The sequence below is a fragment of the Neochlamydia sp. AcF65 genome, assembly GCF_018342435.1.
Taxonomy (GTDB): Bacteria; Chlamydiota; Chlamydiia; order Chlamydiales; family Parachlamydiaceae; genus Neochlamydia.
The window spans coordinates 14,637-38,916 of sequence record NZ_JAEMUE010000028.1 but is presented as its reverse complement, the minus strand read 5'-3'; the positions used below and the strand labels follow the sequence as shown (position 1 = coordinate 38,916).

Sequence of the window (24,280 nt, the reverse complement as noted above, 5' to 3'; positions counted from 1 at the left end):
TGCGAATAAGAAGATGTCCTTAAAAATAAATTCTTAGGAGGTCTCTTATGGATACAAAAAAACAACATCAACAAAAAAATTCATCCCAACAATCTAACGCAAAAACCAATTCTTCCTCGCAGAAACAAGAATCGCATCAACAAAATAAAAATACTTCCACAAGTAAAAAATAAATTTCTAATGTGTTAGTGATTCCAGGAGCGTTTCTCGCTCCTGGAAGCGCATGATTTGGCCTCAATCTAATCGTCTATTTTCTTATCCCTATCCAAAGAATTTAAGTTACATAATTTTTTAAATAATTATAGATAATAACATAGATGCTAATTTGCATTTATTTAAATATTAAGATAAATTTTGATTCTCTTTAATATAATCATAATAAATTAAAAAATTCGACTAAAAGATTATCAAAGATACGAAAGATAAATTTTTTACAAAGATTGCCTTTATAAACTAAAGAGCAGTATTGCTATTTTTATATTTATTTTAAAAATTTACTGTTTAGCTTTGAAGTGCAAGCCTATCTTTAAGTTAAGTCTACCCAAGTAAAACCGCACCATGCAAACGGGCTCAAAAAAGTTCTTTTTTTAAAGAAAGATTAAAGGCTAACCAAAAGAAAAATCCAAACGTAAAAAATCTGGTTAAGCTTTATTGAGTTCGTATGTTATCGTGGATGCATGAGTAAAAAATTTTGTAGTTTAATAGCTCTTGATATTGATGGAACTCTAGCAGTAAAAATGCAACACATTCCACCGCTAGTGATTCATTATCTGACAACCCTACATCAGCAAGGAGCTATGTTTGTTTTTGTAACAGGACGAACATTTGAGTTTGGCTATCAGGTACTGAAAGAACTTCCCTTTAATTATTATTATGCCGCTCACAATGGAGCTATACTTCTGTCCATGCCGGAGCGCAGAGTCATTATTAAAAACTATTTAGACTCCTCTATTCTTCATTCCCTGGAAAAAATTTGTGAAAGCACCTTTACTGATGGGGTAGTCTATACGGGCCTAGAAGGAAACAACCTATGTTATTACCGCCCCAACCATTTTTCTCAAAACCTTCAATACTATTTAGAAAAACGCCGTCAAAGCTTGAATGAAGAGTGGATTGCTGTAGCAAATTTTAAGGAGGTTTCTTTTAAAGAATTTCCTGCCGTTAAATGTTTTGGCGATGAGAAGACAGCTCAATATGTTGCAGAAAGGATGGAAAAAAGCTTAGAATTGCATGCGCCTGTTATTAAAGATCCCTTTGGTGAGGGTTATTATATCGTTCAAGCCACTCACTCACAAGCTAATAAGGGCTATGCCCTTCGCCAGCTAATTGATCAAGCAGGATATGAAGGGGTCGTTATTGCTGCTGGCGATGATCTAAATGATCTAACTATGTTTGAACAAGCACATATTAAAGTGGCTATGGCTGATGCTCCTTTGCAGCTTAAAGCCAAAGCAGATATTATTGCTCCACCTGCTTCATCGTTAGGAATCATAAGAGGTTTAAAGGAAGCGCTTGCCCAGTAAATGAAAATATCGAAAAACACTCATCTATATCCTCTTGTTACTGTGGGAGCTCTAATTGTAGCCGATGACGGTGATATCTTGCTCGTGCACTCTTTTAAATGGAAGGTAGGATTTACCATTCCAGGAGGAAAAGTTGAGCTGGGAGAGTCCAGAGAGCAAGCGGTAACTCGCGAAGTTTTAGAGGAAACAGGATTATTTATTAAAGATTTACGTTTTGCTTTGGTCCACGATTCTATATATTCTTCTGAATTCATTAACCCTACCCATTTTGTCATGAATGACTATGTCGCACGTTTATCACCAAATTCTTCTAAAAAGCAGGTGATTCTTAATGCCGAAGCTGATCGCTACATTTGGATCGCGCCAAAAAAAGCCTTGCTATTAAGCTTAAATCGAGAGCTATATGCTTTGATTGAATGGTATATACAACACCCTTACCCAAACTTTTAATATGTTAGGAATCGTCGGATTTAAAAATTATCGTCTCTCTTGTATTATTGGTGTATACCCTTACGAACGTGAGCATCCCCAAGAATTGTCAATCGATATATGCTACGAAATAGATTTTACGCTTATCGCGCTTTCAGATGACTTATCAAAAGCTGTTTGCTATGCAAGTTTAGCAGAGTTATGCAGCCAGGTTGCCCAAGAAGGTGCTTATCAAATGCTAGAAACTTTAGCTCACGAGCTTGTTCTTAAGCTAGCAGATAAATACTCTCTTCATTGGGTAAAAGTGACGATAAGAAAGGAAAAAGCTATTTCTCTAGCATCTTGCGCATTTGTCGAGCTAGAATATGGAAATAGGCTTTCAATATGAAGTGGACATTAGTAACAGGGGGAGCTAAAAATTTAGGGGCAGCGATTTGCTTAGAGTTAGCTAAGCAAGGCCATGCGGTAGCCGTCCATTATAATGCAAGCGAGGAAGAGGCCCAGCTTGTTGTAGAAAAATGCTCTAATTACCAGGTACCTGTCCAGGCAATCCAGGGCGATTTTTCTACCTTTGAGTCTACTGAACGCTTCATTAAGGAATACCAAAGGCATTTCGCTGAGACTAAAAATTTAATTAATAATGTGGGAAATTACCTGCTCGGCTCTAGCTTAAAGACAAGCATATGTCAATGGCATGATCTATTTCAAACTAATCTACATGCTCCTTATTGCCTGATAAAAAATCTTTTACCTAGCATCAAAAAATGGAAAGGATCAATTATCAATCTTGGAGTTGCTGGCTTGAATGCAAACCGTGCAGATACTTATGCAACAGCTTATACAATTTCCAAGTCAGGTCTTTTGATGCTAACTAAATCGCTAGCTCTTGAGCTTGCCGCTGATCAAGTGCGAGTAAATATGATCTCTCCAGGATATTTAGAAGAATCTATAGATTTGCCTCATCCTCTAACAAAAATTCCTATGCAGCGGGCAGGTTATAGAGATGAGGTGGCACAATTAATAGTCTACCTACTCTCTAACCAGGCCTCTTATATCACCGGACAAAACATTGAAATTGCAGGGGGAACAAGGCTATAACGATGAAAGATGATTTACCTATTCATAACACTTTAGAACGCCAGCTTAATGAGATGGCTTTGGCAGCTGGACGTAAAAGGCAGAGTAAGCAAACTGGCTTTATTCATTACTTTTATCCTGAACCCGAAGATAACCTATCTCAAACTGTTCCTACTGCTGAAAATGTCTGGTTTATCCTAGCTTTGCTAAGGAGTAAAACAGGCGAGCAGGTAGCTGAAGCTAAAGATATTTTAGAACGCTTGCTCTACTTTCAAGATCCAATAGAAGGTAATTTCCCTGTGTACATTCATGAGTACCCTTATTGTAAGGATAGATTCATAGGGGCTCACCTTTTACCCGCGTTTTATTACATATTGAAAGAGTTCCAAGCAGTTTTAGGAGCTGACCTTCGGCATCGTCTAGAATCAGCGATAAGTCATTTGCTATCTTTTCTATTAAAAGCTTATACCGAGAAAGCTTCCACCTATTCGATAGGGCTAAAAATTGCTGCTGCTGCGAAGATGTTAGGTATTGAGTTAAAAAACACAGCATTTGAAACCTATGGAGAACAGCTTCTGCAGCAGCTTCTTTCGATGGAAATGCAGGCAGCTTGGTTTATTCCTTCTTATATTGCCGATATTTGCATTGCTTTACAGCTAGCCTATACGCATATTCAACACTCAGAATGGCTCGCTTTTTGGCAACATTTAGCAGTTACTTGGCACGCGCCTACAAAATTGTATATTGGACCATGGCTTAAACTTTATCAAGCTAAGGATGAGCCTCAGCCGACTTTATATGATCTATATCTAGGTTATTTTGGTAAAGAATTATCAAGCCGAGCATTAAAAGAAGCAGCTTACCATCTGCAGGCTGTACTGATACGTCCTACGGGAGAAATTTTGCCTGTTAAAAGTCTACCTTTCACTTTTGAAGGCCTTTGGCAAGAAAGTCGCTGGCTTACCCATCAAGAGAAGACCTTTGCCTATAGTTTGATTGATAAAAAAGCTCTTTTTAAAGGGTTCGAGGAAAATGCTTTTCATCCATTGAGCATCATTTGGGGGGACGAGCATAAAGTTCATTCTTTTGTATGCCAGAAAAGCAATTGGGAAAATCTTGAATTTAAAGCTAAGGACGATGAAATTGAGCTAGATTTTGCTTTAGCAGCTCTACCTGAATTAGAAGAGCGCGAAAAATGTCGCGAGCTATCTTTCTTTTTTGATGTTGATCCCACAGCTAAAATGAGTTTAGAAGGCCAATTAGCTTCTACTTTTGAATTAGGAGAAACCTTTATTTTAAATACTTCCCAGATAGCTTTATCATTAAGGATTATTAAAAGCTATGGAGAAGGGAAATTCATGGGCCATCTGATGCGTGGAAACCGATCGAGTCAAAGCCAGCTTAAAGGGATTAATCGTTTCCAATCCTATGATTGGAATGTATTTATTAGAACCTTAAGGCGCAAGGCCCCATGTAAACTTAAAGCCAGATTACAAATCAAGCGATGCGCAGAATAAGATTATTAGTGCTGGTTTTTCTTTGCGCTTGTACATACAAACCTCAAAGTGAAAGTTATCGGCTTTTTTATCGTCATTTGGAGCAAGCTAGCCCCAGAAAAGCATGTGAGCAAATAAGCCCTTACTTTTTAGTTGTTCTAGTGGAAGCACGGCATCTAGACTATTCATGTCCTCGGTCTTTTTTTAAAACTTTAGCTAAGCACCCTAGCGATGGTACAAAAAACGGAGATGTTGGGCATGCCTGGATTTATCTGCAGGGAGCCCTAGAGGAGGGTAGCCAAGCAGAGGGCAGCTATGTATTCTTAGAGGGAGGCCATTCGGGAGAATTAGGATATATGCAACCTCGCTATATGGAAGGAGTATTTCTCCAAGCTGAAAAGGGAGAGAAAAACCCTATTGCTTATTTATGGCAGCCACAGCAAGATGGCTTTTTTCAATACGGTCCTGGCTGCCATTATCCCACTTTTGCAGCTAAGATAAATTTAACAGCTCCGCAGTTTCACCTGATCTTAAAATTCATAAAAAATTATTCCTACTCTAACTATGCGATTATAGGAAATCAATGCTGCTCATTTGCTGCTCAAGTTGCTGCTTTAGCAGGTCTCTTTCTTGAGAGTAAAATATCCTTAAAAATAGATCCATTTTTTCATATAGGAAGCAACACAATCAGCTTATGGGAGGATCCTCTTTATTCTCAAATTACTTTCTTTTCACCGGATGTATTAGAAAAAAGCTTAATGCAAGCTGTAGCGGAAGGGCGGGCTGAAGAAGCCCTTACTTGGTATAAAAAAAAGTATCCTTTTCGGCGTCGTAGCTGGAGAAAAGAAGATTTTTTCCTATTTCCAAAACGTTACCTGCGCTTAAAAGCTCTATAATATCTTTTAAAGAAACTACTTCTGTAAAGCTTAAAAAAAGGGAATCACCTTCCTAGCCCCTCTCTCTTCTTAAAAAGAGGTTTGATTAAGTATAGGAGGACTTAAGAGGCAGCTCAAAAGGAGTATAAAAAAGCTTGCAAGTTTTCAAAAAAGCATCCATGCCTGCAGTAAACGAGGCCTATTCGCCGATGTTGTTGATTAATTTAAATATTTATTATAATTGTGTTGCATCTAGCATCAAGGTTGAATGGCTGCATAATAGCTGCTTACAACCTTGATGTTAAATTTTTCTACTCTGTTGCCTGCTCGCCAGACAAAGTAGGACTATCGACAGCTACTCCCATTGAATGTAAGCCATTGTCCACATAGATAAGAGAGCCTGTAATTGCAGAAGCCAAGGGAGAGAGTAAGAAAGCTCCCACATTCCCAACTTCTGTGGCTTGTAAATTTTTAGCTAGAGGAGCGTTAGCCTCACTATAATCAATCATGCGCTCTATAAATCCAATCGCCTTGGCAGCACGGCTGCGAAGAGGGCCTGCTGAAATTGTGTTTACACGAATGTTCCATTTACGCCCCGCCTCCCAAGCTAGGGTACGTGTATCGCTTTCTAAAGCTGCCTTGGCTGAACTCATCCCTCCTCCATATCCTGGGACAGCCTTTTCTGAGGCAATGTAAGTAAGAGAAAGAGTAGCTCCACCTGCATTAATCAAAGGGCCTAGATGGGCAAGTAAACTTACGAAAGAATAAGAGGAAGCACTAATTGCAGCCAAATATCCTTTTCTGGAGGTATCAAGCAAGCTTTTTTGAACTTCAGGCCCGTTAGCTAAAGAATGCACAAAAATATCTATTTTACCATAATCTTTTCTGATAGATTCAGCTACATCAGAGATAGTATATTCGGTAGCTTCTTTGTATCTTTTATTTTCTTTAATTTCTTCGGGCACATCATCCATAGAGTCAAAAGAGGCATCAAGTGAATATATTTTGGCTATTTGCATAAGGGAACCATCAGACAAAACACGCGATTCATCAAATTTACCGCTAGCAAAATTATTGCAAAATATTCTCATCATAGGAGTCCATGTTCCTATTAACATTTCTGCACCTGCTTCCGCAAGGGATTTAGCAATAGCCCATCCGTACCCTTGATCATCGCCTATGCCGGCAATAAAAGCTTTTTTTCCTCTAAGATCAATTTTTAGCATATATACCTCACAGTTAAAGAACGATAGAATAGAGAATTATAGGGATCTTGTAAAGGGATGTCTGCCCGTAAGCTTTAACTGCACATTTTAAGATAATAAAAGTTAATCCCAGCATACCTTCAGCTTAAAAGCCTACACTTACCAACGACATGCATTTCTTATCGCTGGGCTACTTAGATGAATAAAAAGACGCTAAATAAATGCTACTACAAATCTCTCTTATTTTTACTGACAAATAGCTTGCGCATGAATGAGAACAAAAAATATAATCTTTTTACTTTAAAACCCTCAGCTTGCAAATTTCAACACAATCTAACGCTTCTTATGAAAAAGTATTTAAAAATTTTTATTCTTCTTAGTCTAGTTATTATATGCGCTTATAGTGCAGGCCGTCTTTATTATGCTTTAACGGGAGGCTTTACGATAGGTAATATCAGCTCAGACTTGCCTTATAATGAAAAATGGGTCACACCTACCCTATCTTCTTCAGAAAAAGAAGATTTACATCACATCCTTTCTCAAAAATTTAGATATTTGGGAAAAGGATGTCAATCCTATGTGTTTGCTAGTGAAGATGGCTTATATGTTTTAAAATTTATCAAATATCAGCGCTTTCGGCCTCAAGCCTGGCTAGATTATTTTGCTGCTATTCCCTTTGTCAATCGCTATAGGCTAGCAAAAATAGAAAAAAAACATAATAAACTTAATATGCTATTTACAAGCTGGAAGATAGCTTATGAACATCTAAAGCCAGAAACAGGTTTAGTGTATGTGCATCTTAATAAAAGTCACGACTTAAAGAAGTCCCTTACTATTTACGATAAATTAGGTTTTGCTCATCAGCTTAACATGGATGAAATGGAATTTTTGCTTCAAAAGCGAGCCACTATGCTGTGCTCGACCATTAATAAGTTTGTTACCAACAATCAAATGGATGAAGCAAAAAAGCTTATCGACAACCTTCTTAAAATGATATTATCAGAATATCAGCGAGGATATGCCGACAATGATCATGCTTTAATGCAAAACACAGGAGCAATTGGCACTACCCCTTTTCACATAGATGTCGGACAGTTTGTAGTCAATCGTAATATTTCTGATCCAACCGTATATAAACAAGAACTTTTTAGTAAAACTTTTAAGTTTCGTTTATGGCTTGCTAAGCATCATCCCGAGCTAAAGGTCTATTTAGATAAATATTTACTTGAGATCATTGGTCCCCAAATGCATCAGCTTATTCCGCGGTTAAAAAATCCCCACGCCTGGTCAGTTGAGGCTTAGGAGCTCCAAGGAGCTAGTTTCTTACAAATAAATTAAGAAATGAGAAAAAATTGGATGTAAGTCTGAAGGGATAAGGCTAGCTGTCTTTATTTTAACAAAAATCTTCCCTACCATGGTTAAAAAGGGGGGCAAGGGGAAGAGCTTCTTTGGTTAATCCACCTAACCCTTATGTAAATCCTTATATATCCTGGCTTTTAGCACGAATTTATAGGGGGTTTCCTAAAGTATTGAGAAAATAAAGGGTAAGGTTACTTAAAAGAATACATTAGCAAATATGTAACATTCTAGCTTAAGAGTAAATATCTTTTAGGAAGATATAGAATTAGAACCGCAATGTTTAGAAGCAAGCCCTGCTAATATAAGCAATTCTTTATCAAAAGTATATTGATTGAAAAAAATGCTTAAAAAAAAGCCTTCTATTTTTTAATTTCCTCAAATACAAGAGGGGAGTAAGGACTAAGAAGTATGATAACACCTTATTAGTAAACAGCTTATCATGCTCATTATTTTTATACAGAAGAGGCTGCTTCTTCCCATGCTTGTAAAGCTTCTTCAAATTGTTTTTCTAGCTTCTCTTTTTGGGCTATGAATCTTTGAATTTCTTCTTTAGGGGTATGAAGATAAAAATCTGCTGCTGCCATTTTTTCATCCAGGTCTTTGATCTGCTCCTCAAGTTGCTGGCATTTTTTTTCCACTTGAGCTGCTATTTTTTCCTGTTGTGATTTTTGGCTACGTAGGTTTTTTTGTTCCTGATAGCTTGACTTTTCAGTTAGCTTTTCATCAGCTTTTATCTTTACCGGCTTTAAATTTTTACTGAGCAAATCCATTTCTCTTTTTTCAATGTATTCTACGTAACTACAATCGTAAGTTTGTACGCCGGTATCGCTTATCTCTATGACCTTTTTAGCAAGATGAGTGACAAAATGGCGATTGTGGCTAACAAAAAGGATAGTGCCCGTGTAATGATTTAAAGCTTCTAAAAGGGCTTCAATAGCTTCCATATCTAAGTGGTTAGTAGGCTCATCAAAAATTAAAACATTGCCTTTAAGGAGCATCATCTTAGCTAAAATGAGGCGAGCTGTTTCGCCGCCACTTAATAGATGAACAGACTTTTTCACATCATCGCCAGTGAAGAGAACACGCCCTAAAATTTCTCTTAGCTTTTGCTCAGGTATTTGAGGATCTTGTTCACTTAACCATTCCAAGAGAGAAAGGTTTCCGTTTACTTCACGATGATGATCTTGGGGGAAATAGGCGACTTGCGCAGCATGGCCCCATTCCCAAGAGCCTTGCTCGCACTTTAATTGCCCTGTTAAGATTTCCAATAAAGTTGACTTACCAATCCCATTAGCACCCACTAAGGCTATGCGTTCGCCCCGTTCTACTTCAAAAGAGACTTGATGTAGCACTTGCTTCGTTCCGTAAGATTTGCAAATATCTTTGGCTTTAAGAACAATGGCTCCAGACGAACGATGAGGCTCAAATTTAAGCCGAGGATATAAACGAGAAGTAGGAGTAAAGTCCAGCTCAGCCATTTCATCTTCAATTTTATCTACTAATTTCATTTTGGACTGTGCTTGCCGCGCTTTGCTAGCTTTAGCCTTAAAACGATCAATGAAATTTTGCAAATCTTCTCGGCGTTTTTCCTGCTTAGCAAAGGCTAGTTCTTTTTGCTCGACAGCAGATGCTTTAGTTTTTAAAAAATCTTCGTAATTACCTTTATAAGAAGTTATTTTTTGATGATCTAAGTCCAACATATGGTCACAAATCGCGTTTAAAAAGTCTCGATCGTGCGAACTGACAAGTAATGTGCCTGGGAAATCTCTTAAGTATCCTTCCAACCATTTGATAGAATAGAGGTCTAAGTGGTTTGTCGGCTCATCGAGTAGGAGAATGTCAGGCTTGCTAAACAAAACTTGCGCTAGTAAAACACGTAGCTTATAACCTCCTGATAAAGTAGATAAGTTTTGATGATGAATGCGGTCTGGTAGCCCTAGACCTTCCAGAATTTTGCCTGCAACACTTTCTGCCGAATAGCCATCTTGTTCTTCAATAATTTTTTCAAGATCAGCTAATAGATGACACTCTTCTTCATCAAATTCCGGTTTGTCTAAAAGGATATTCTTTTCTTCTAATGCTTTCCATAATTTTGCATTTCCCATCAGTACAGTATCTAAGATAGGCACCTGCTCATACAAAAAGTGATTCTGCTTCAGTGTACCTAATGCTAGTTGAGAAGGAATACAAAATTCTCCTTCTTCAGCGGTAAGGTCTCTAGCAAGAATTTTTAGGAGGGTCGATTTTCCTGCTCCATTTGCTCCAATAAGGCCATAATGGCTACCGGGGTTAAGCTGAAAAGATGCATTTTTAAAGAGGATTTTACCTCCAAAGCGCATAGAAAGGTTAGTCGCAGAAATCATAAGATAAAATAAGAGATTAAAAGTAAAATAAAAAAGTTAAGGGCTCTTTAAAACCTCCTAGCTATCTAGTAGGAAAGAGCCTGGATGAGAAATTTAGCTTGCTTAGCAAAGAGTTAATCACTCTTTCAAGATTTTAATAGCTTGTGAAACATTTTCTTTTGTTATCTCAGCCACGCCATATAATTTTTTACCTTTTTTAGTTTTCTCATTAACCAGAACTAATGTAGGCGTGCTGTCGATATCAAATTCTGTAGCTAGAGTCTTAAAATATTCTAAACCAAGAGCAACTTCGGAATAATTAAGTTGCGTGTAGTGAGCATCCTGCTCTTTAGCGATTTTCTCAATTTGTTCATCCGTAGGGGTTTCAGTATCACTGGAAAGCTGAGTTAAAGAATCGCGTAGCTCTAAATATCTATTCTTATCATGAACCATAAAAGATAAGTTATAGGGAGTGAAATTTAAGCTAGAGGGATGAATAGCAAAATCTACATAAGTTAAGCGAGTATTTTTCATAAGCGTAGGAACTAGCTCTTTTAATTTTGGCTCTAGCTGGCGACAAGCAGGGCAATGCCAGTCACTAAAAAAATAGGCCTCAATTTTGCTGTTTAGATTCCCAAAGACGATGCTATTTTTGATAGAATTTTCTGCCGCTTGCAATTCATCTACTTTTGCTAATCCAACTGATGCTATAAAAAAGCCGGTAATCAGAGCCATGACAATTGCAAGCACTTTGGGTAAATTTAACGCCATTTTAATCCTTTTTGAATCAGGTAGAGGTTGTTTATAGTGGTTAAAGTAGCTCAAAAGATAAGCTAAAGAAGTAATTACTATCGAAGCTGCAATACAGAGGCATAACGGACACCATTGACCAATCCATACTTTTTGAGCATAAATAAAAACTATCTCGGCTCCTAATGCTCCTGCGAGCATGACTGCCGCCATGAAAGATAAAATTTTTTTATAATAGGCTCCCCAATGTAGCAAAGATAGAACAGGAAAAAAAATCATTCCCACATATTCCAGCTGGAAACCAAATAAACGGTAATCATGTGTCGCTGCACATTCCTGGGTACAAATTTGTAGCCAAGAAATAATGGAAAATATCCCACCGGCAATGATGGCTAAACTACCAATCGCATTGAGATATTTCTGATATTTGTTAGCTGGTAAGTCTTTAGGCATCAATGAATGATTTGTACCCATATCTCCCGATATGTAAATTTTTTCATACTAAAATATTACATATTAAGTTTACTGTCAAGAGAGTTATTGGAGGCAAAAATTTCTAAATCCTATCTCAGCTATCCAGGAATATTAAAGTCGTTAGATAGCATTTTTTATGTGATTCTAAAGGGCTATCGACTTATTCATCAAAGTACTAATTAAAATAAGGGTCGAGTCTACTTTTTTAAATAAGAGTAACTTTTAAATTTTTATTAAGGGCTATAAGCATAGGAGCATCTCTTGATAAGCACTATATTTTTGCCGAAAAGCCTATTAGACTCGCTATAACTCTTTATTAAAAAATGCTTACACTTTGTTTCTAATATGTTTCAAAGAGGATTGCCATCAGCTTTAAGCCGCCATAGGTGAGGAAGCTGTCGGATCCTTGCAGGAATAGTAGTTAGCTGATTACCATTCAGGAAAAGATTTCGCAGCTGAGAAAGCTGTCCAATAGTTGAGGGAAGAGCTGTTAGCTTGTTGTAGCTTAAGTCAAGCCATTCCAGCTGGTAGAGCTGCCCGATTTCCGCAGGCAAAGCCGTTAGCTGGTTACCTTTCAGGAAAAGATTTTGCAGCTGAGAAAGCCTTCCTATCTCAATGGGAATATCGGTTAACTGGTTGTGACTTAAGTCAAGTGTTTGCAGGTAAGAAAGTTGGCCAATGACTGAAGGAAGAGAAGTAAGTTGATTACCATTCAAGGAAAGTGATTGCAGCTGAGAGAGGTGTTTGATGACTGACGGCAGATTGGTCAGCTGGCTGCCGTCTAATTTAAGCCATTGAAGTTGAGAAAGCTGAAAGAGTTCTGGCGGCAAGAAAGTCAAGCTTATCTCAAATAAATTTAAGTCGGTAATGTTTTTAACATGCTCTTCTATCCAACCTGTTAGCAGCTCTCCTTTTTGCTCTAAAGGCAGAGCTTTAATCTGTGGTTGGCATAAGTACTTGGTTCCACCTGGTAGTTCCCACCAGAGTAAAAGACGGTCAATATTCAGCAGATAGGAGGAATAATTAGAAAGAGTGAAGGCCTTGCTTTCCTAAGTATCTCTTTCAAATTCTAAGGGAGAAAGGGAGGTGACTAAGTTAAAAAGCTTTTGAAAGATATGGTTTACTTTTTCTTCAATAGTAAGATTAGGTTCAATTTTGTAAATATTATCCAAAATACCAGCTTGTTTTACTATATTCCCATTTTCATTAGGAAAATGAATCTGCATAATAGCTTTGTAAAGCGAGTTCATGGAAATAGGAGTGGTAGATGGAGGAGCAAGAGCTTGAATTTCCTTAATTGAAGAAATAGACGAAGAAGAGATTGAATTAGAAGATTGAGGAGTGACTGTGGAAAGAGAGGGGGAGTTCTGATAGATTTGCTTCAGCTTTTCAGCCACAAATTGTCTAACCTTTTTATTTTCTGCTAATAATTTTTTCGTCCATTTATAACTTACCTTTTCTTTCTCGGTCAGTTCTTCATTCTCCTGGTTCATCACCTCTTCGACTTGATTCTCTAATATTTTTTTTAGAATCAAGTTTTCTTGAATGGAAGACTCTTCTAACAGATCGAGTAAGAGTTCAGTATAGCGTTCCTTAGGAGAGTCTGTAGAAGAAAGGCCTTTTTCTTTGTCTTTACCTTTGCTCGAAAAAAGAGGAGTAACTGGCTGTGATGATGAAGAAGCTTCGGAAGAGCGTTTAAGGCAAAATTCAAGATAGGCTTGAGCTTTTTCATACGTAGGAGTTAATTGCAAAGCTTGCAGTAAAGCTTCTATAGCAGTTGCATGCTCTCCTTTTTCAGCAAGTTCTTTACCCCTTAAGAAATGTTCTACAGCTTCTTCGCTAGGCTGATGCTTAAGTTCTTCTAACGGATGAGATTCAGCCGTTTCAGCCAGTTGCCTCACCGTATAGTTGGGCGCATGCCTTTCAATAGGCGTTCTATCTAGAGGGCAAAGTTTATTGCGTGCTAAGCATTGGATGACGGTATCTTCGTTAAAGGTATGGCCACAAGGAAACAGAGTCACTGCCCGGGTCATCAACTCTCCTGAGACCGCATCTTCTATATTTTCTGAGACTGTAGTACGGAAAGCTACCTGGGTGCTAGGAGTAGAATTTGGCGGCATCATACAAGCTCCTTAAAGTTTTGTGATAAGAAATTACCTTGCCTTTTTGCCAAAAACTTACTCCTTTTCTTCTTTTTTAAGCAATTTTTAATTTTAATAGATAAAAAAGAGAAAAAAGCTTTTTCTCAATTTTATAAAGGCTCTAGCGGATTCCTTTAGCCTTTATCAATTTCATTTCAATTTTTTGCATTAGCTTCCCAAGTTTTTTGCTCACCAATTTTCTTTTATAGTCTACCGGCAGCCCTAGGTATCTGCAGGTAATTCATTTAATAACAAACGAAGGCTGTTTTTTTTCTTTATTCTTTGCTTTTGGTTCTCTTCGAATTCAATTTTTTTTCTAAGCAAGCAATTAAATTTTTAATAAAAAAATCCTCAGCATGGTTTATGTTAAAGCCTTAATTGCCTTTATTCTCTTTAAGGCCTGTTTGCTAGAGAAGTAAGGATGGCCAAAAGATTCTTTCTCAAGCTAAAAAAGCTAAATAATGTAGGATTTAAAGCCTGCATGCAAGGCTTAAAGCTCTATTGCAAGTATTTCTATCATTGAAACATTCATTAGCGAAAATTTAGAAAAGTGATGGAGAATTAAGCTTGAGGACCCCTTCTTCTAGGAGATAGCTTTTATTGCAAAGATTTGAAAGTTTATCATCATGCGTAACAATGATGATTGCTTTATCTTTTTCCGAAGCAAAATTTAAAAGAAGTTGATGAATATCTTGCGCTGTTTGCTTATCCAAGTTGCCAGAGGGCTCATCGGCAAAGATGATATCAGGATCATTGCAAAGTGCACGAGCAATCGCTATGCGCTGTTTTTCTCCACCCGATAAAAGCTTGGTATTAAAATAGGCTCGGTCTTCTAAGCCCACGCGTTTTAATAAAGCACAAGCTCTTTGATAAGCCTTACTTCCTTTGGAAATAGACTTACGAGCGATACGCGCTGGCATTAAAATATTCTCTAGCGCGGTATAGTCTTCTAAAAGATGAAAAGATTGAAAAATAAAGGCAATGTGCTGGTTTCTAATTTTTCTGCAATTAAAAGGGTTGATGGTTTGCCCAGCAATAGCTAATCGCCCAGAGGAGGGCTTTTCTAAAGTTCCTAAAATTTGTAATAGAGTGCTTTTACCTTCGCCGGAGCGTCCTGTTATCGCCACCGTTTCTCCACGCTTAACAACTAAGTTAATGTTATTTAAAATCGATACTCTAGCAGGGTAATGATAAGCTTTGCTGATATCGCTAGCTTGCAAAATAATTTCTTCCATCTTATTCCGCTCTTAAAATAGTTGAAGGTCGCAGCAAGCTTGCTTTTAAGGCAGGTACAAGGCCTGAGAATAACGAGATTAAAGCAGTAAAACTTATCACATATAATAAAGCTTCCATGCTGACTTCGTTAGGTAGGCTATCACCATAGTAGAGAGGATTAAAAGCTTCATGACCTTGGAGCCTACTTAAAAAAGTGACAAGCAACTCTAAATGCCTAAGTGTAAACAAAGCCGCTCCAATACCTATGACGCTTCCCGCTAGCCCCATCGTCATTCCACAAAACCCAAAAATACCGGCAATACTTGCTGATGATGCTCCCATGGAGCGTAGGATTCCTATCTCTAGCTTTTTGTCATTAACCAGTATAATTAGCATAGAGATAACATTTGAACAGGCCACGATAATGATCACGATGGCAATAAGCGTGAATAAGTGTTTATCACTACGCAGCTGTTGAATAATATCCTTGGTAAAATCATAGTCACGGTAGGTTTCAATCTTCCAATAAGGAGCGATGCCTGCTTCTTTGAAAGCTTGTTGCAGTTTACCATAGATTTCGTCGACTTTGCTTAAATCTGAAAAACGTAGGTTAATTCCATTGCTCTGTGCCTGACTATTATGCTGTGCAGATGCAATTAAATTAGTTAAGGCCTCGTTTACCAAAATAAACTTACCCCCAACAGGGATTAAGCCTTGATCATAAAAGCCAGCTACAAATACCTGAATGCGTTGTTCTTGCAGAGCACTGACAGTAGGAGCCTGAAAGGAAATATAGCCGCGATCACCCAGCAACACTCCCGCTTCACGAAAAGGTTTAGGTAGCAAAATCCCTTCCCCTAAAGCAGCGTCTTTAGGTAAAAACACCTTTAAATCTTCTTGCGAATTGCCTACTTTGTAAAACCAAAAAGGAGAAAGGGGAGGAGAGTTATTAAAGTGAGTTTTTATCTTAGGGTGGGCAATCAGTAAATTTCCCATAGGAATGCGTCCGCTAACTTGATGTCCTTCCATTTCAAAACTCACATCAAATAGTATTTTTTGTAGATAGAGAATTCTATCTAATGATTCCAAAATGGGCAAGGCCCTCATTTGGAAGCCACCAGGAAGTTGTTTAGGTAGCAAGGCATTTTTTTGAAGGACAGTGGGAAGAGCCCATCCAGCAGGAGGAGTTTTTAGCCAATTAACCTCAGTATACTTAAAAAAAGTTTTCAATCTTTCTCTTAAGAGTTGCTGATTAACACTATCAGCTGATGCTGGATGATCTTCTTGGATATTTTCAGAGGCAATAGAAAGGGTATAAAGTAGATTGTTAATATCCGCATCTGAAATAGGGAGCGTCGCTTTTAAAATAGCCAAATTTTCATTATCTAGAGATCCTAGATAAGTAGCCTGTGATAAGAAGGCTTGTGTTAAAGTAGGATTATTCCCAGGGGTTTTTCGAAGCATACGAAGACGCAAATTGCTCGCACAAACTTCATAATCACGTGCTTTTATGGAGGGAGAGTAAGGTAAATTCTTGATAATAGAAAAAGCTTTCTTTACAGGATCTTTAAGCGATCCGTCCTCTTCTCTATCAGGTGCAGGCCAATTAAAGGGAACTTCTACATCAAGCTGCGGGTCGTAAGGGTCCGACTGATCAGCTCGCCATTTTTCGCCGATGGTTTTCAAGGTATAGTTAGAGTTTTCGCTAATGCTATCAATTTGGTAGTAATAGGAATTATAATAAGTTTCAGTAGGCGTAAGGCGAACAGGTGCAGTGAGAGCGATTAATTTTTCTATCCAACGTTTTTCTAAACCACTTGTTACAGAAAAAAAAACTACGATTAACCACACTACAAGTGCGATGACTAATATGGAAATTAAACTAATAATAGACACAGACAATTGCCGCCAGCGGGGCCTTAAATATTTGCATGCGACAGATAATTCAAACATGCTTGTCCGTCATTAAATAGGGATTTAAAGGGAAGGGGAAAGATTTATCTTTCCCTTAAGATTATTTGGTTTCTTTAAACTCAACGTGCTTACGTACCACTGGGTCAAACTTATTTAAGGTCATTCGCTCGGGGCTATTTGTCTTGTTTTTTACTGTATGATAATGGTAGTGACTGGCGGAACTTTTAAGCTTAATTTTTTCTCTTTTTCTACTGGCCATTTTTTAAACTCCGAAAACTTTCAACATAATTTATAAACCTACTATCATATGACTAAATAGCAATTTATCTCAAGAGTTAAATGTTAAAACAAGCGCTTCCTGTTAGAAGAAATTCCCTTGCAGTAATCCCCATAAAAAGATTTCTTATAAAGGGATTAGAAGAGGGTATGGGTCGATCCTTGATAGTAGGTTCCTTATCTTTAACTCCCAAGCTTTATTAAAGAAGATGTTAAATGCTAACAACTTAATTAATCTTCCTAGGAAAAATTGAATTTAAGTTTTTAATGATTTTCAATACGGCAGATTCCACGGGAGGAGAGGGATTTGAAATTCTATTAACCCAAATATGCTTAGCTAAGCACTCACAATTTAAAGCCTATACAAATGATTTACACTATGCTTGCTGATTTACTAAGAAGCACTTTCTCTCTTTTTGCATTTATTACATTTAAATACTTGAAACTTACCTAATCGTTTTTAATACTTTCTAGTATTTCATAAAATTTTCATAAACAGGATTACCTTCTAGTATAAGATTTTTAAGATTAGGCACTTGGGGAGGGGGAGTTATTATCGACTGACTGTTAAAGGAAAGCTGCTGCAACTGTAAGAACTGTCTAAAGCTTGCAGGAATGGTTGCTAGCTGATTGTGACTTAAGTCAATCGTTTGCAGTGCAGGAAGCTTTAACTTTGCTGGCAAAACAGCTAGCTGATTGCGCCTTAAGTCAAGGTGTTGTAGACAAGGAAGCTGTCCAATAGCTTTAGGAATAGAAGTTAATTGGTTATTGCTTAAGTGAAGCGATTGCAGCTGAGAAAGCTGTGCAAGGGCTGCAGGAAGAGCATTTAACTCATTATCACTTAAATCAAGCACGTTTAGCAGAAGAGGCTCTCCTATGTCGGTAGGAATAGAAGCTAATTGGTTATGGTTTAAACTGAGGGTTTGAAGCTCAGTAAGTTGTCCAATCGTTGTAGGAATGGCTGTTAGCTGGTTGTAGCTTAAGTCAAGCTCTTGTAATTCAGAGAGCTGTCCCACAATCTTAGGAATAATATTTAGCCGGTTGTGACCTAATCCAAGATCTTTCAGCTTAAAAAGCTGTCCTACTTCTATAGGTAAAGTATTTAGCTGGTTGTGGTCTAAATTCAGTATACGAAGCGCAGTGAGCTGCCCTATGGCGGGAGGAATCATGGTTAGTTGATTGTGGCTTAAGTAGAGCTCTTGCAGTTGAGAGAGTTGCCCTAGCTGTGTAGGTAGAGTAGTTAATTGGTTGCGACTTAAGTCCACCATTTGCAACCCTGCAAGCTGTCCGATAGCGGGAGGAATAGCCGTTAGATTATTATTCACTAATGTTAGCCATTCCAGATTAGAAAGCTGCCCGATAGCTGTAGGCAGGGAGGCTAAATGATTATTATTCACGCCAAGCTCTCTAAGCTCAAAAAGCTGATCTATTTCTGTAGGTAAAGCGGTTAGATAATTATCGTTTAAGCCGAGCTGCTGCAACCGAGGAAGCTGCCCGATTTCTTTAGGAAGAACAGTTAGTCTGTTACGATCTAAGGAAAGTTCATGTAATTGAGAAAGCTGAAAGAGTTCAGGGGGTAGAACTGCTAGCTTATTATTTTCTAATGAGAGGGATTGCAGCTGAGAAAGCTGTCCAATGGCTGCAGGAAGAGTGTGGATCTGATTATGGCCTAAATACAGTTGCTGCAGCTCTGCAAGCTGCCCAATAGTTAGGGGAAGAGCTACCAGGTGATTATTTGATGCCACAAGCTTTTTAAGCTTAGAGAGGCGACCGATACACGCAGGAAGAATGGTTAGCTGGTTACCGCCTATACAAAGCTCTTGTAACTGAGAAAACTTTTCTAATTCTGGAGGCAACATGGTTAAACTGGAAAAATTTAAATCTAAATGTGTAATAGTTTTAGCATGGACTTCAATCCATTGGCTTAATAGCTCTCCTTTTTCTTTTAAAGATAAAGCTTTAATTTTTGGTTGGTTTAAGTACTCTGTTCCTCCAGGCAGCTTGTGCCATAGTAAAAGACGGTTGATATTCAGTAGGTAAGAGAAATAATTAGAATGGGTAAAAGCCCTGGATTTTTTTGGAGTCTTTTCAAGCTCTACAGGGACAAGATTGGCCGCTAGGGTAAAAAGTTTTGAAAAGATATGAACGACTTTCTCTTCAACTGAGCAATCTGGTTTAATTTTGTAGATTTTATCTAAAATGCTAGCTTGCTCTGTAAAATCCCCGTTCTCTTCAGGAAAATGAATCTGGAGAATTTCTTTGTAAAGCGAGGGCATCGAAATGTCGATGGTAGATTGAGGAGAAAGAGCTTGAATATAAGCTGGGCCTGTAGATAAAGAAGAGGTAGAAATGAAATGTTGAGGAGCTAATGGGGAAAGAGGCGAAGAGCTTGGGTAAACCTGTTGCAATTTCTCTGCTCCTAATTGCCTTACTTGGTTAACTTTTTCTAATAATTCTTCCGAATCTTTATCATCTACTTTTCCTTTACCCTTTGGCTCTTTGCTCTCCTGGCCAAATAACTCTTCCTCTTGATTATCTGATACCTTTTCTAGATTTAAGTCGCCTAGGACCAAAGAATCTATTCTTATCTTTGATAAGAGCTTAGGATCGAGCTTTTTAAAAGAGTTTCCATCATAAGCTTGAGTTTTTTCATCTGTAGGGATTGATTGCATGGCGTCTTTTTTCACTAAATCTTTTAGGAATAATTCGCATTCTCCTTTCTTAGAATTATTTTTGTCCTGCAAGAAGGCTGGTCGAACGTCATAGTTGGGTGTATACTTTTCAATAACCTTGCTATCATGAAGGCCAAGCTTATAGCAAGCTAAACAGTGAATCTCATCGTCTTTGTTGAGGGTATGCCCACAAGGCAACGAAGTAACCGCCTGCTTTGTTAGTTCTCCTAGATGAGCATCTTCTGCATTCTCTGTAGGTAGGGCACGAACAGTTGTCTGGGTACTAGAAGTGGAAGTTGGCGGCATCATATTAAGCTCCATTAAGATTTAGGTTAAGCTTTTTCTTCAAACTCAAGCCTACCTTGATTTTTTCCTAAATTGCATCGATTTATTTATGCTAAATATGATCTTTCTTTTTATTTTTTAGCAACTGTCATTTAATAAACAAAAAAATTCTAGAGGATATTATTTTAAATTAAGATTTATGCTATTACTTTTTAATGAAATCGTGTTTATACGTTCAAAGAAAAAATTAATTTTCTGAAAAAACAGGCTCTTTTCTTAAGAGTAAATCTTTATAAGCATAGAATTGGATTATGAATACTTACCAACAAATTCGCAAGCTACGATTTATACCTCAATGTCCTAGGATCATGTTAAGGGAAAGATAGGTATCGGAGCACCTTCTTAGGATGGATTAAAAAGAAAGGGAGGTAGCAGCTTCCAGTGTCAAGTCATCTCCTTTTCCTTTATGTTTATAAATATGATAAGCTAGTCCTGCTATCATAGCTGCATTATCCAAGCTTAGCCCTAGAGATGGCCAATACTGCCGGTAGCGGTTACCCTTTTCTATAAACATCTTACGTAAAGCTTTGTTATTAGTAACACCGCCACCAAAAACTAAAGTTTTACAATTATATTTTTCTGCAGCCTGTAAAGTTTTTTTTAAAATGTCAGAAAAAGCCGCATATTGAAAGGAAGCGGCTAAATCAGATTTATCAGACGTTAAGTTATAAGTATATAAAACTCCGGTCTTTAATCCACTAAAAGAGAAGTCAAATGGTTTACCTTTTACAGTACCTGCTTTTAAAGGATAGCATAAACTAGATCCTTTCTCTGCTAACGCTTCGATAGGAGGACCGCCAGGGTAAGGCAATCCCATAATTTTAGCCACTTTATCAAAAGCTTCGCCAATAGCATCATCTACCGTTTGGCCTATTAATTCATATTTCCCTATCTCGTGCATACATATAAGGCTCGTATGTCCCCCAGATAGGACAATACCAAGGCATGGAAATTCAGCACTAGGATTTGACATGAGAGCAGCATATAGATGAGCTTCGACATGATTGACGCCTACATATGGCTTGTTCATACATAGCGCTATGGTTTTAATAGCATTTAAGCCTATAAGCACAGCGCCGATCAGCCCGGGGCCATAGGCGACTGAAAAAAGATCGATATCTTCGAGTTTGCAATTGGCCTCTTGGAGAGCTTGATCGATGATGGGAAAAAGCACATCGACATGTTTACGACAAGCTAGCTCCGGAACAACTCCTCCAAACTCTTGGTGTAAATCAATTTGGGAAAAGACGACATTAGAAAGAATCTCCCTTCCGTCTTTTACTACTGCACAGGCAGTTTCATCACATGTTGTTTCAATTCCTAGGACTAACATAAGCAATATAAGTTACTACAGCGGCTATTTGTAAATCTATTCTATTTTTTATGGATGATAGCTTGGCTCAATTCAAATGCAAAAGAGGAAAAATAAATTAATGACCGATCGACAATGGATTTATCATTCTAGGCGAGCTTTTTAAAACCATTCAAGTATGCTTTTTTGACTTTAATGAATAAACTAGGCGAGAATTTAACTTGGAGAAATGCAGCTATAGCTAGCTAGCAAAAATTTTTAAGAAAAGCCACCTGAAACGCTGGCTACCCATGCCTTTATGAACTCCTTTATTTTAAGTTAGCAAGTTAAGCTATATCTCTAATCACTATCCTTATATTTTAAAATGCATATTCAACCTTTAAATATAGCGATGATTCATTTTGCCAGCAAAGATTTAGAGTTATCATCTAAAATCCATAAGGCTTTGTGAGTAGGTGTACCAACTTTTTGCACAGGGATTAGCTCGGGGTTATAGGGCCCCTTTAATGCTTGGAAGACCATATCTTCTTTGCCCTTTCCAAATACATATAGCAAAATGTATGAAGCGGCATTAATACACTCATAAGTAAGAGTCATACGCCATGTGTTTTTTTGAGGGATAAAATTACCGATAACTAAACGATCGCCTGCATGCAGGCCGCTTGTTTGAGGAAAGAGTGAGGCAGTATGCCCATCTTCTCCCATACCTAAAAGCACGGCATCAAAGTTTTTTTTCGGGATTTTAGTTTGAATCAAATGTTCGTAATGCCTAGCATTCTCTTCTATATTATTTTCAGCTTGCATCCGAAAAATATTAGCCGCTTTCAGCGGCAATGCATTAAAACCTGCTTCCATAGCATTTAAATAATTGCTTTCTGGGTGGGTGGGAGGCACGCTACGCTCATCGCTCCAAAATAGTAGTACTTTTGACCAGTCAATTCTTTCGCGATTTTCTAAAGAGGTAAGAATTTGAAAGATAGCTTTAGGAGTACTTCCTCCCGACAATGCTACTGCAAAGTAGCCCTGATTTTCAATACATGTATTTGCAAGATTAATGAATTGTTCCACACAATAAAGGAGGGCCTCTCGATAGTTTCCAGCAGCAACCAGATCTCTTCTATCATCAAACACTTGTATTTTAGTTTTCCACGAGGAATTTAGCATAAGACCTAGATATTTTTTGTTTTTTAGCCTAGCTTATCATGAATGCTTCTTAAAGCATAAAAATCTTTTTACTTATCTCTACTCATTCTAACTAATATTTTTACAATAACCCTGCTTTTTCTAACTTTAAAAATTTAGGAAGGCTAAATTAAACTCCATTTTCTTCCACTTTGGGCTAGCAATTGATTAGCCTCTTCAGGTCCCCAAGTGCCGGCGGCATAATTTGGGAAGCAGGGGGCAGGATTATCTTGCCAGTGGTGGAGGATAGGCGATAATAGTTTCCAGGAAGCTAGCACTTCATCTGCTCGTGCAAATAAGGTATTGTCTCCCGACATGCAATCTAAGATTAGCCTTTCATAAGCTTCAGGAGGGGTGGCGCCAAAATAAGATCCATACTGGAAATCCATCTTAACAGGTTGGATGGGGCTATTGATACCGGGCACTTTGCAATTAATTTTTAAAGAAATTCCTTCATCAGGTTGAATGCGTATTACTAAGACATTCTGTTCAATTGTTTTACCTGCATCATTAAAGAGAAAACCTGGTACCGCTTTAAAAGTAATAGCTATTTCGGTAGCTCTTTTAGGAAGTCTTTTGCCTGCTCTAAGGTAGAAAGGCACACCAGACCAGCGCCAGTTATCAATAAATAACTGTAGGGCAACATATGTCTCTACTGTGGATTGAGGATGCACATTTTCCTCTTGCCTATATCCATTGACTGGCTGGCCGTTAATAAGGCCGGGGCCATATTGTCCGCGGATGATTAAGCGATCCATCTGATCCATAGAAAAAGGGCGAATGGATTCAATCACTTTGACTTTTTCATTATGAATGGCTTCAGCTTTAAGGCTATTGGGAGGTTCCATACAGACAAGAGAGAGAAGTTGCATCATATGATTTTGAACAATATCTCTTAGCATGCCTGCTTCTTCAAAAAATCGACCGCGGTTGCCAATGCCTATTTCTTCTCCTACTGTAATTTGGACATTATCGACGTGGCTATTATTCCAAATAGCTTCAAAAAGAGGATTGCTAAAACGAAAGACTAAAAGGTTTTGTACAGTTTCTTTACCTAAATAATGGTCGATGCGATAGATCTGCGACTCGTTGAGATACTGAGATATTTCTTTTTGTAGCTCCTTGGCAGACTTTAAGTCGAAGCCAAAAGGTTTTTCAATAATAACTCGCGACCATTTATCAGGATTTTCTACTTCGTTATAGATAAGTTTATGTTGGCTCAGTTTTTGAATAATAAGAGGAAAAAAACTAGGCTGGGTAGATAGATAAAAAACTCTATTTCCTTTTGTTCCATATTTAATATCTAGGTCTTCAAGGAGCTTAGCTAGCCGTATATACCCTTCATCTTCATGGAATTCGGCCATATGATAATAGAGCTGCTCGCTAAAGGTATTCCACATACTCTTATCGACAGGCCTTGTGCGTGAAAAGCTATTAATTCCCTCCATCATCTCATGGCGAAAGTTCTCATCAGTTTTTTTACGCCGTGCAAAACCTACACAGGCGAAGTGAGAGGGCAGCAATTTTTCTTTATTGAGGTTGTAAAGTGCAGGGACTAACTTACGAGCAGTCAGATCACCTGTAGCACCAAAGATTACCATAATACAGGGGGGAGCCGTCCTATGAGAACGATTGACTTCTGTAAGAGCAGTCGAAAACTCTTTAGCAATCGGAAATGTAGCTGTCGACATAA

The 24,280-nt window shown here is 37.9% G+C and carries 19 protein-coding genes; 7 read left to right on the top strand and 12 right to left on the bottom strand.

Annotation, left to right across the window (positions count from 1 at the left end):
• The first annotated feature begins 677 nt into the window (after positions 1-677).
• Genes NEOC65_RS02640 through NEOC65_RS02615 form a run of 6 tightly spaced genes read left to right on the top strand, consistent with a single transcriptional unit; the run spans position 678 to position 5,421 of the window.
• Entirely contained in the window at positions 678-1,523 is an 846-nt protein-coding gene (locus NEOC65_RS02640; protein ID WP_213155626.1) for an HAD-IIB family hydrolase, read from the top strand.
• Positions 1,524-1,973: an NUDIX domain-containing protein gene (locus tag NEOC65_RS02635; protein ID WP_213155625.1), complete on the top strand. Its 450-nt coding sequence runs from the start codon at positions 1,524-1,526 to the stop codon at positions 1,971-1,973.
• Positions 1,936-2,340, top strand: coding sequence for a dihydroneopterin aldolase (locus tag NEOC65_RS02630; protein WP_249298990.1), 405 nt, complete (start codon positions 1,936-1,938; stop codon positions 2,338-2,340). Before NEOC65_RS02635 ends, NEOC65_RS02630 begins: the two co-directional genes overlap by 38 nt.
• Positions 2,337-3,050: an SDR family oxidoreductase gene (locus NEOC65_RS02625; RefSeq protein WP_213155623.1), complete on the top strand. Its 714-nt coding sequence runs from the start codon at positions 2,337-2,339 to the stop codon at positions 3,048-3,050. Before NEOC65_RS02630 ends, NEOC65_RS02625 begins: the two co-directional genes overlap by 4 nt.
• A gap of 2 nt (positions 3,051-3,052) precedes the next feature.
• A complete protein-coding gene (locus tag NEOC65_RS02620; protein ID WP_213155622.1) occupies positions 3,053-4,546 on the top strand; it encodes a hypothetical protein in 1,494 nt (497 codons plus the stop codon).
• Between the two features lie 8 nt (positions 4,547-4,554).
• Entirely contained in the window at positions 4,555-5,421 is an 867-nt protein-coding gene (locus tag NEOC65_RS02615) for a hypothetical protein (protein WP_213155621.1), read from the top strand.
• A 290-nt stretch (positions 5,422-5,711) separates the two neighbouring features.
• On the opposite strand, the gene NEOC65_RS02610 is transcribed toward NEOC65_RS02615, so the two are convergent.
• Positions 5,712-6,626, bottom strand: coding sequence for an enoyl-[acyl-carrier-protein] reductase (locus NEOC65_RS02610; RefSeq protein WP_213155620.1), 915 nt, complete (start codon positions 6,624-6,626; stop codon positions 5,712-5,714).
• Between the two features lie 177 nt (positions 6,627-6,803).
• Between NEOC65_RS02610 and NEOC65_RS02605 the strand changes: the two genes are divergently transcribed.
• The gene (locus tag NEOC65_RS02605) at positions 6,804-7,907 is read left to right on the top strand and encodes a hypothetical protein (protein WP_213155619.1); all 1,104 of its coding nucleotides are present in this window, start codon (positions 6,804-6,806) and stop codon (positions 7,905-7,907) included.
• A 509-nt stretch (positions 7,908-8,416) separates the two neighbouring features.
• Here the strand turns inward: NEOC65_RS02605 and NEOC65_RS02600 are convergent.
• The 11 genes from NEOC65_RS02600 to zwf all read right to left on the bottom strand — a co-directional run bounded on the left by NEOC65_RS02600 (position 8,417) and on the right by zwf (position 24,278).
• A complete protein-coding gene (locus NEOC65_RS02600; protein ID WP_213155618.1) occupies positions 8,417-10,327 on the bottom strand; it encodes an ABC-F family ATP-binding cassette domain-containing protein in 1,911 nt (636 codons plus the stop codon).
• A 117-nt stretch (positions 10,328-10,444) separates the two neighbouring features.
• Positions 10,445-11,530 carry a thioredoxin domain-containing protein gene (locus NEOC65_RS02595; RefSeq protein WP_213155617.1) on the bottom strand — a complete coding sequence of 362 codons (1,086 nt, stop codon included), beginning with the start codon at positions 11,528-11,530 and terminating at the stop codon, positions 10,445-10,447.
• A gap of 350 nt (positions 11,531-11,880) precedes the next feature.
• Positions 11,881-12,399 carry a leucine-rich repeat domain-containing protein gene (locus tag NEOC65_RS02590; RefSeq protein ID WP_349305286.1) on the bottom strand — a complete coding sequence of 173 codons (519 nt, stop codon included), beginning with the start codon at positions 12,397-12,399 and terminating at the stop codon, positions 11,881-11,883.
• Between the two features lie 180 nt (positions 12,400-12,579).
• The gene (locus NEOC65_RS02585; protein WP_213155615.1) at positions 12,580-13,653 is read right to left on the bottom strand and encodes an RING finger protein; all 1,074 of its coding nucleotides are present in this window, start codon (positions 13,651-13,653) and stop codon (positions 12,580-12,582) included.
• 560 nt (positions 13,654-14,213) lie between these two features.
• Positions 14,214-14,906, bottom strand: a complete 693-nt coding sequence (locus NEOC65_RS02580; RefSeq protein ID WP_213155614.1) for an ABC transporter ATP-binding protein — start codon at positions 14,904-14,906, stop codon at positions 14,214-14,216.
• A 1-nt stretch (position 14,907) separates the two neighbouring features.
• On the bottom strand, positions 14,908-16,839 hold the full coding sequence (locus NEOC65_RS02575; protein WP_213155613.1) for an ABC transporter permease: 1,932 nt from the start codon (positions 16,837-16,839) through the stop codon (positions 14,908-14,910).
• Positions 16,840-16,900: 61 nt separating this feature from the next.
• Positions 16,901-17,059: a 50S ribosomal protein L33 gene (gene rpmG / locus NEOC65_RS02570; protein ID WP_079979843.1), complete on the bottom strand. Its 159-nt coding sequence runs from the start codon at positions 17,057-17,059 to the stop codon at positions 16,901-16,903.
• Between the two features lie 487 nt (positions 17,060-17,546).
• The gene (locus NEOC65_RS02565; RefSeq protein WP_213155612.1) at positions 17,547-20,057 is read right to left on the bottom strand and encodes a leucine-rich repeat domain-containing protein; all 2,511 of its coding nucleotides are present in this window, start codon (positions 20,055-20,057) and stop codon (positions 17,547-17,549) included.
• Between the two features lie 388 nt (positions 20,058-20,445).
• The gene (gene tsaD / locus NEOC65_RS02560) at positions 20,446-21,426 is read right to left on the bottom strand and encodes a tRNA (adenosine(37)-N6)-threonylcarbamoyltransferase complex transferase subunit TsaD (protein WP_213155611.1); all 981 of its coding nucleotides are present in this window, start codon (positions 21,424-21,426) and stop codon (positions 20,446-20,448) included.
• 375 nt (positions 21,427-21,801) lie between these two features.
• Positions 21,802-22,569: a 6-phosphogluconolactonase gene (pgl, locus tag NEOC65_RS02555; protein WP_213155610.1), complete on the bottom strand. Its 768-nt coding sequence runs from the start codon at positions 22,567-22,569 to the stop codon at positions 21,802-21,804.
• Positions 22,570-22,712: 143 nt separating this feature from the next.
• Entirely contained in the window at positions 22,713-24,278 is a 1,566-nt protein-coding gene (gene zwf / locus NEOC65_RS02550; RefSeq protein WP_213155609.1) for a glucose-6-phosphate dehydrogenase, read from the bottom strand.
• Between the last annotated feature and the right edge of the window lie 2 nt (positions 24,279-24,280).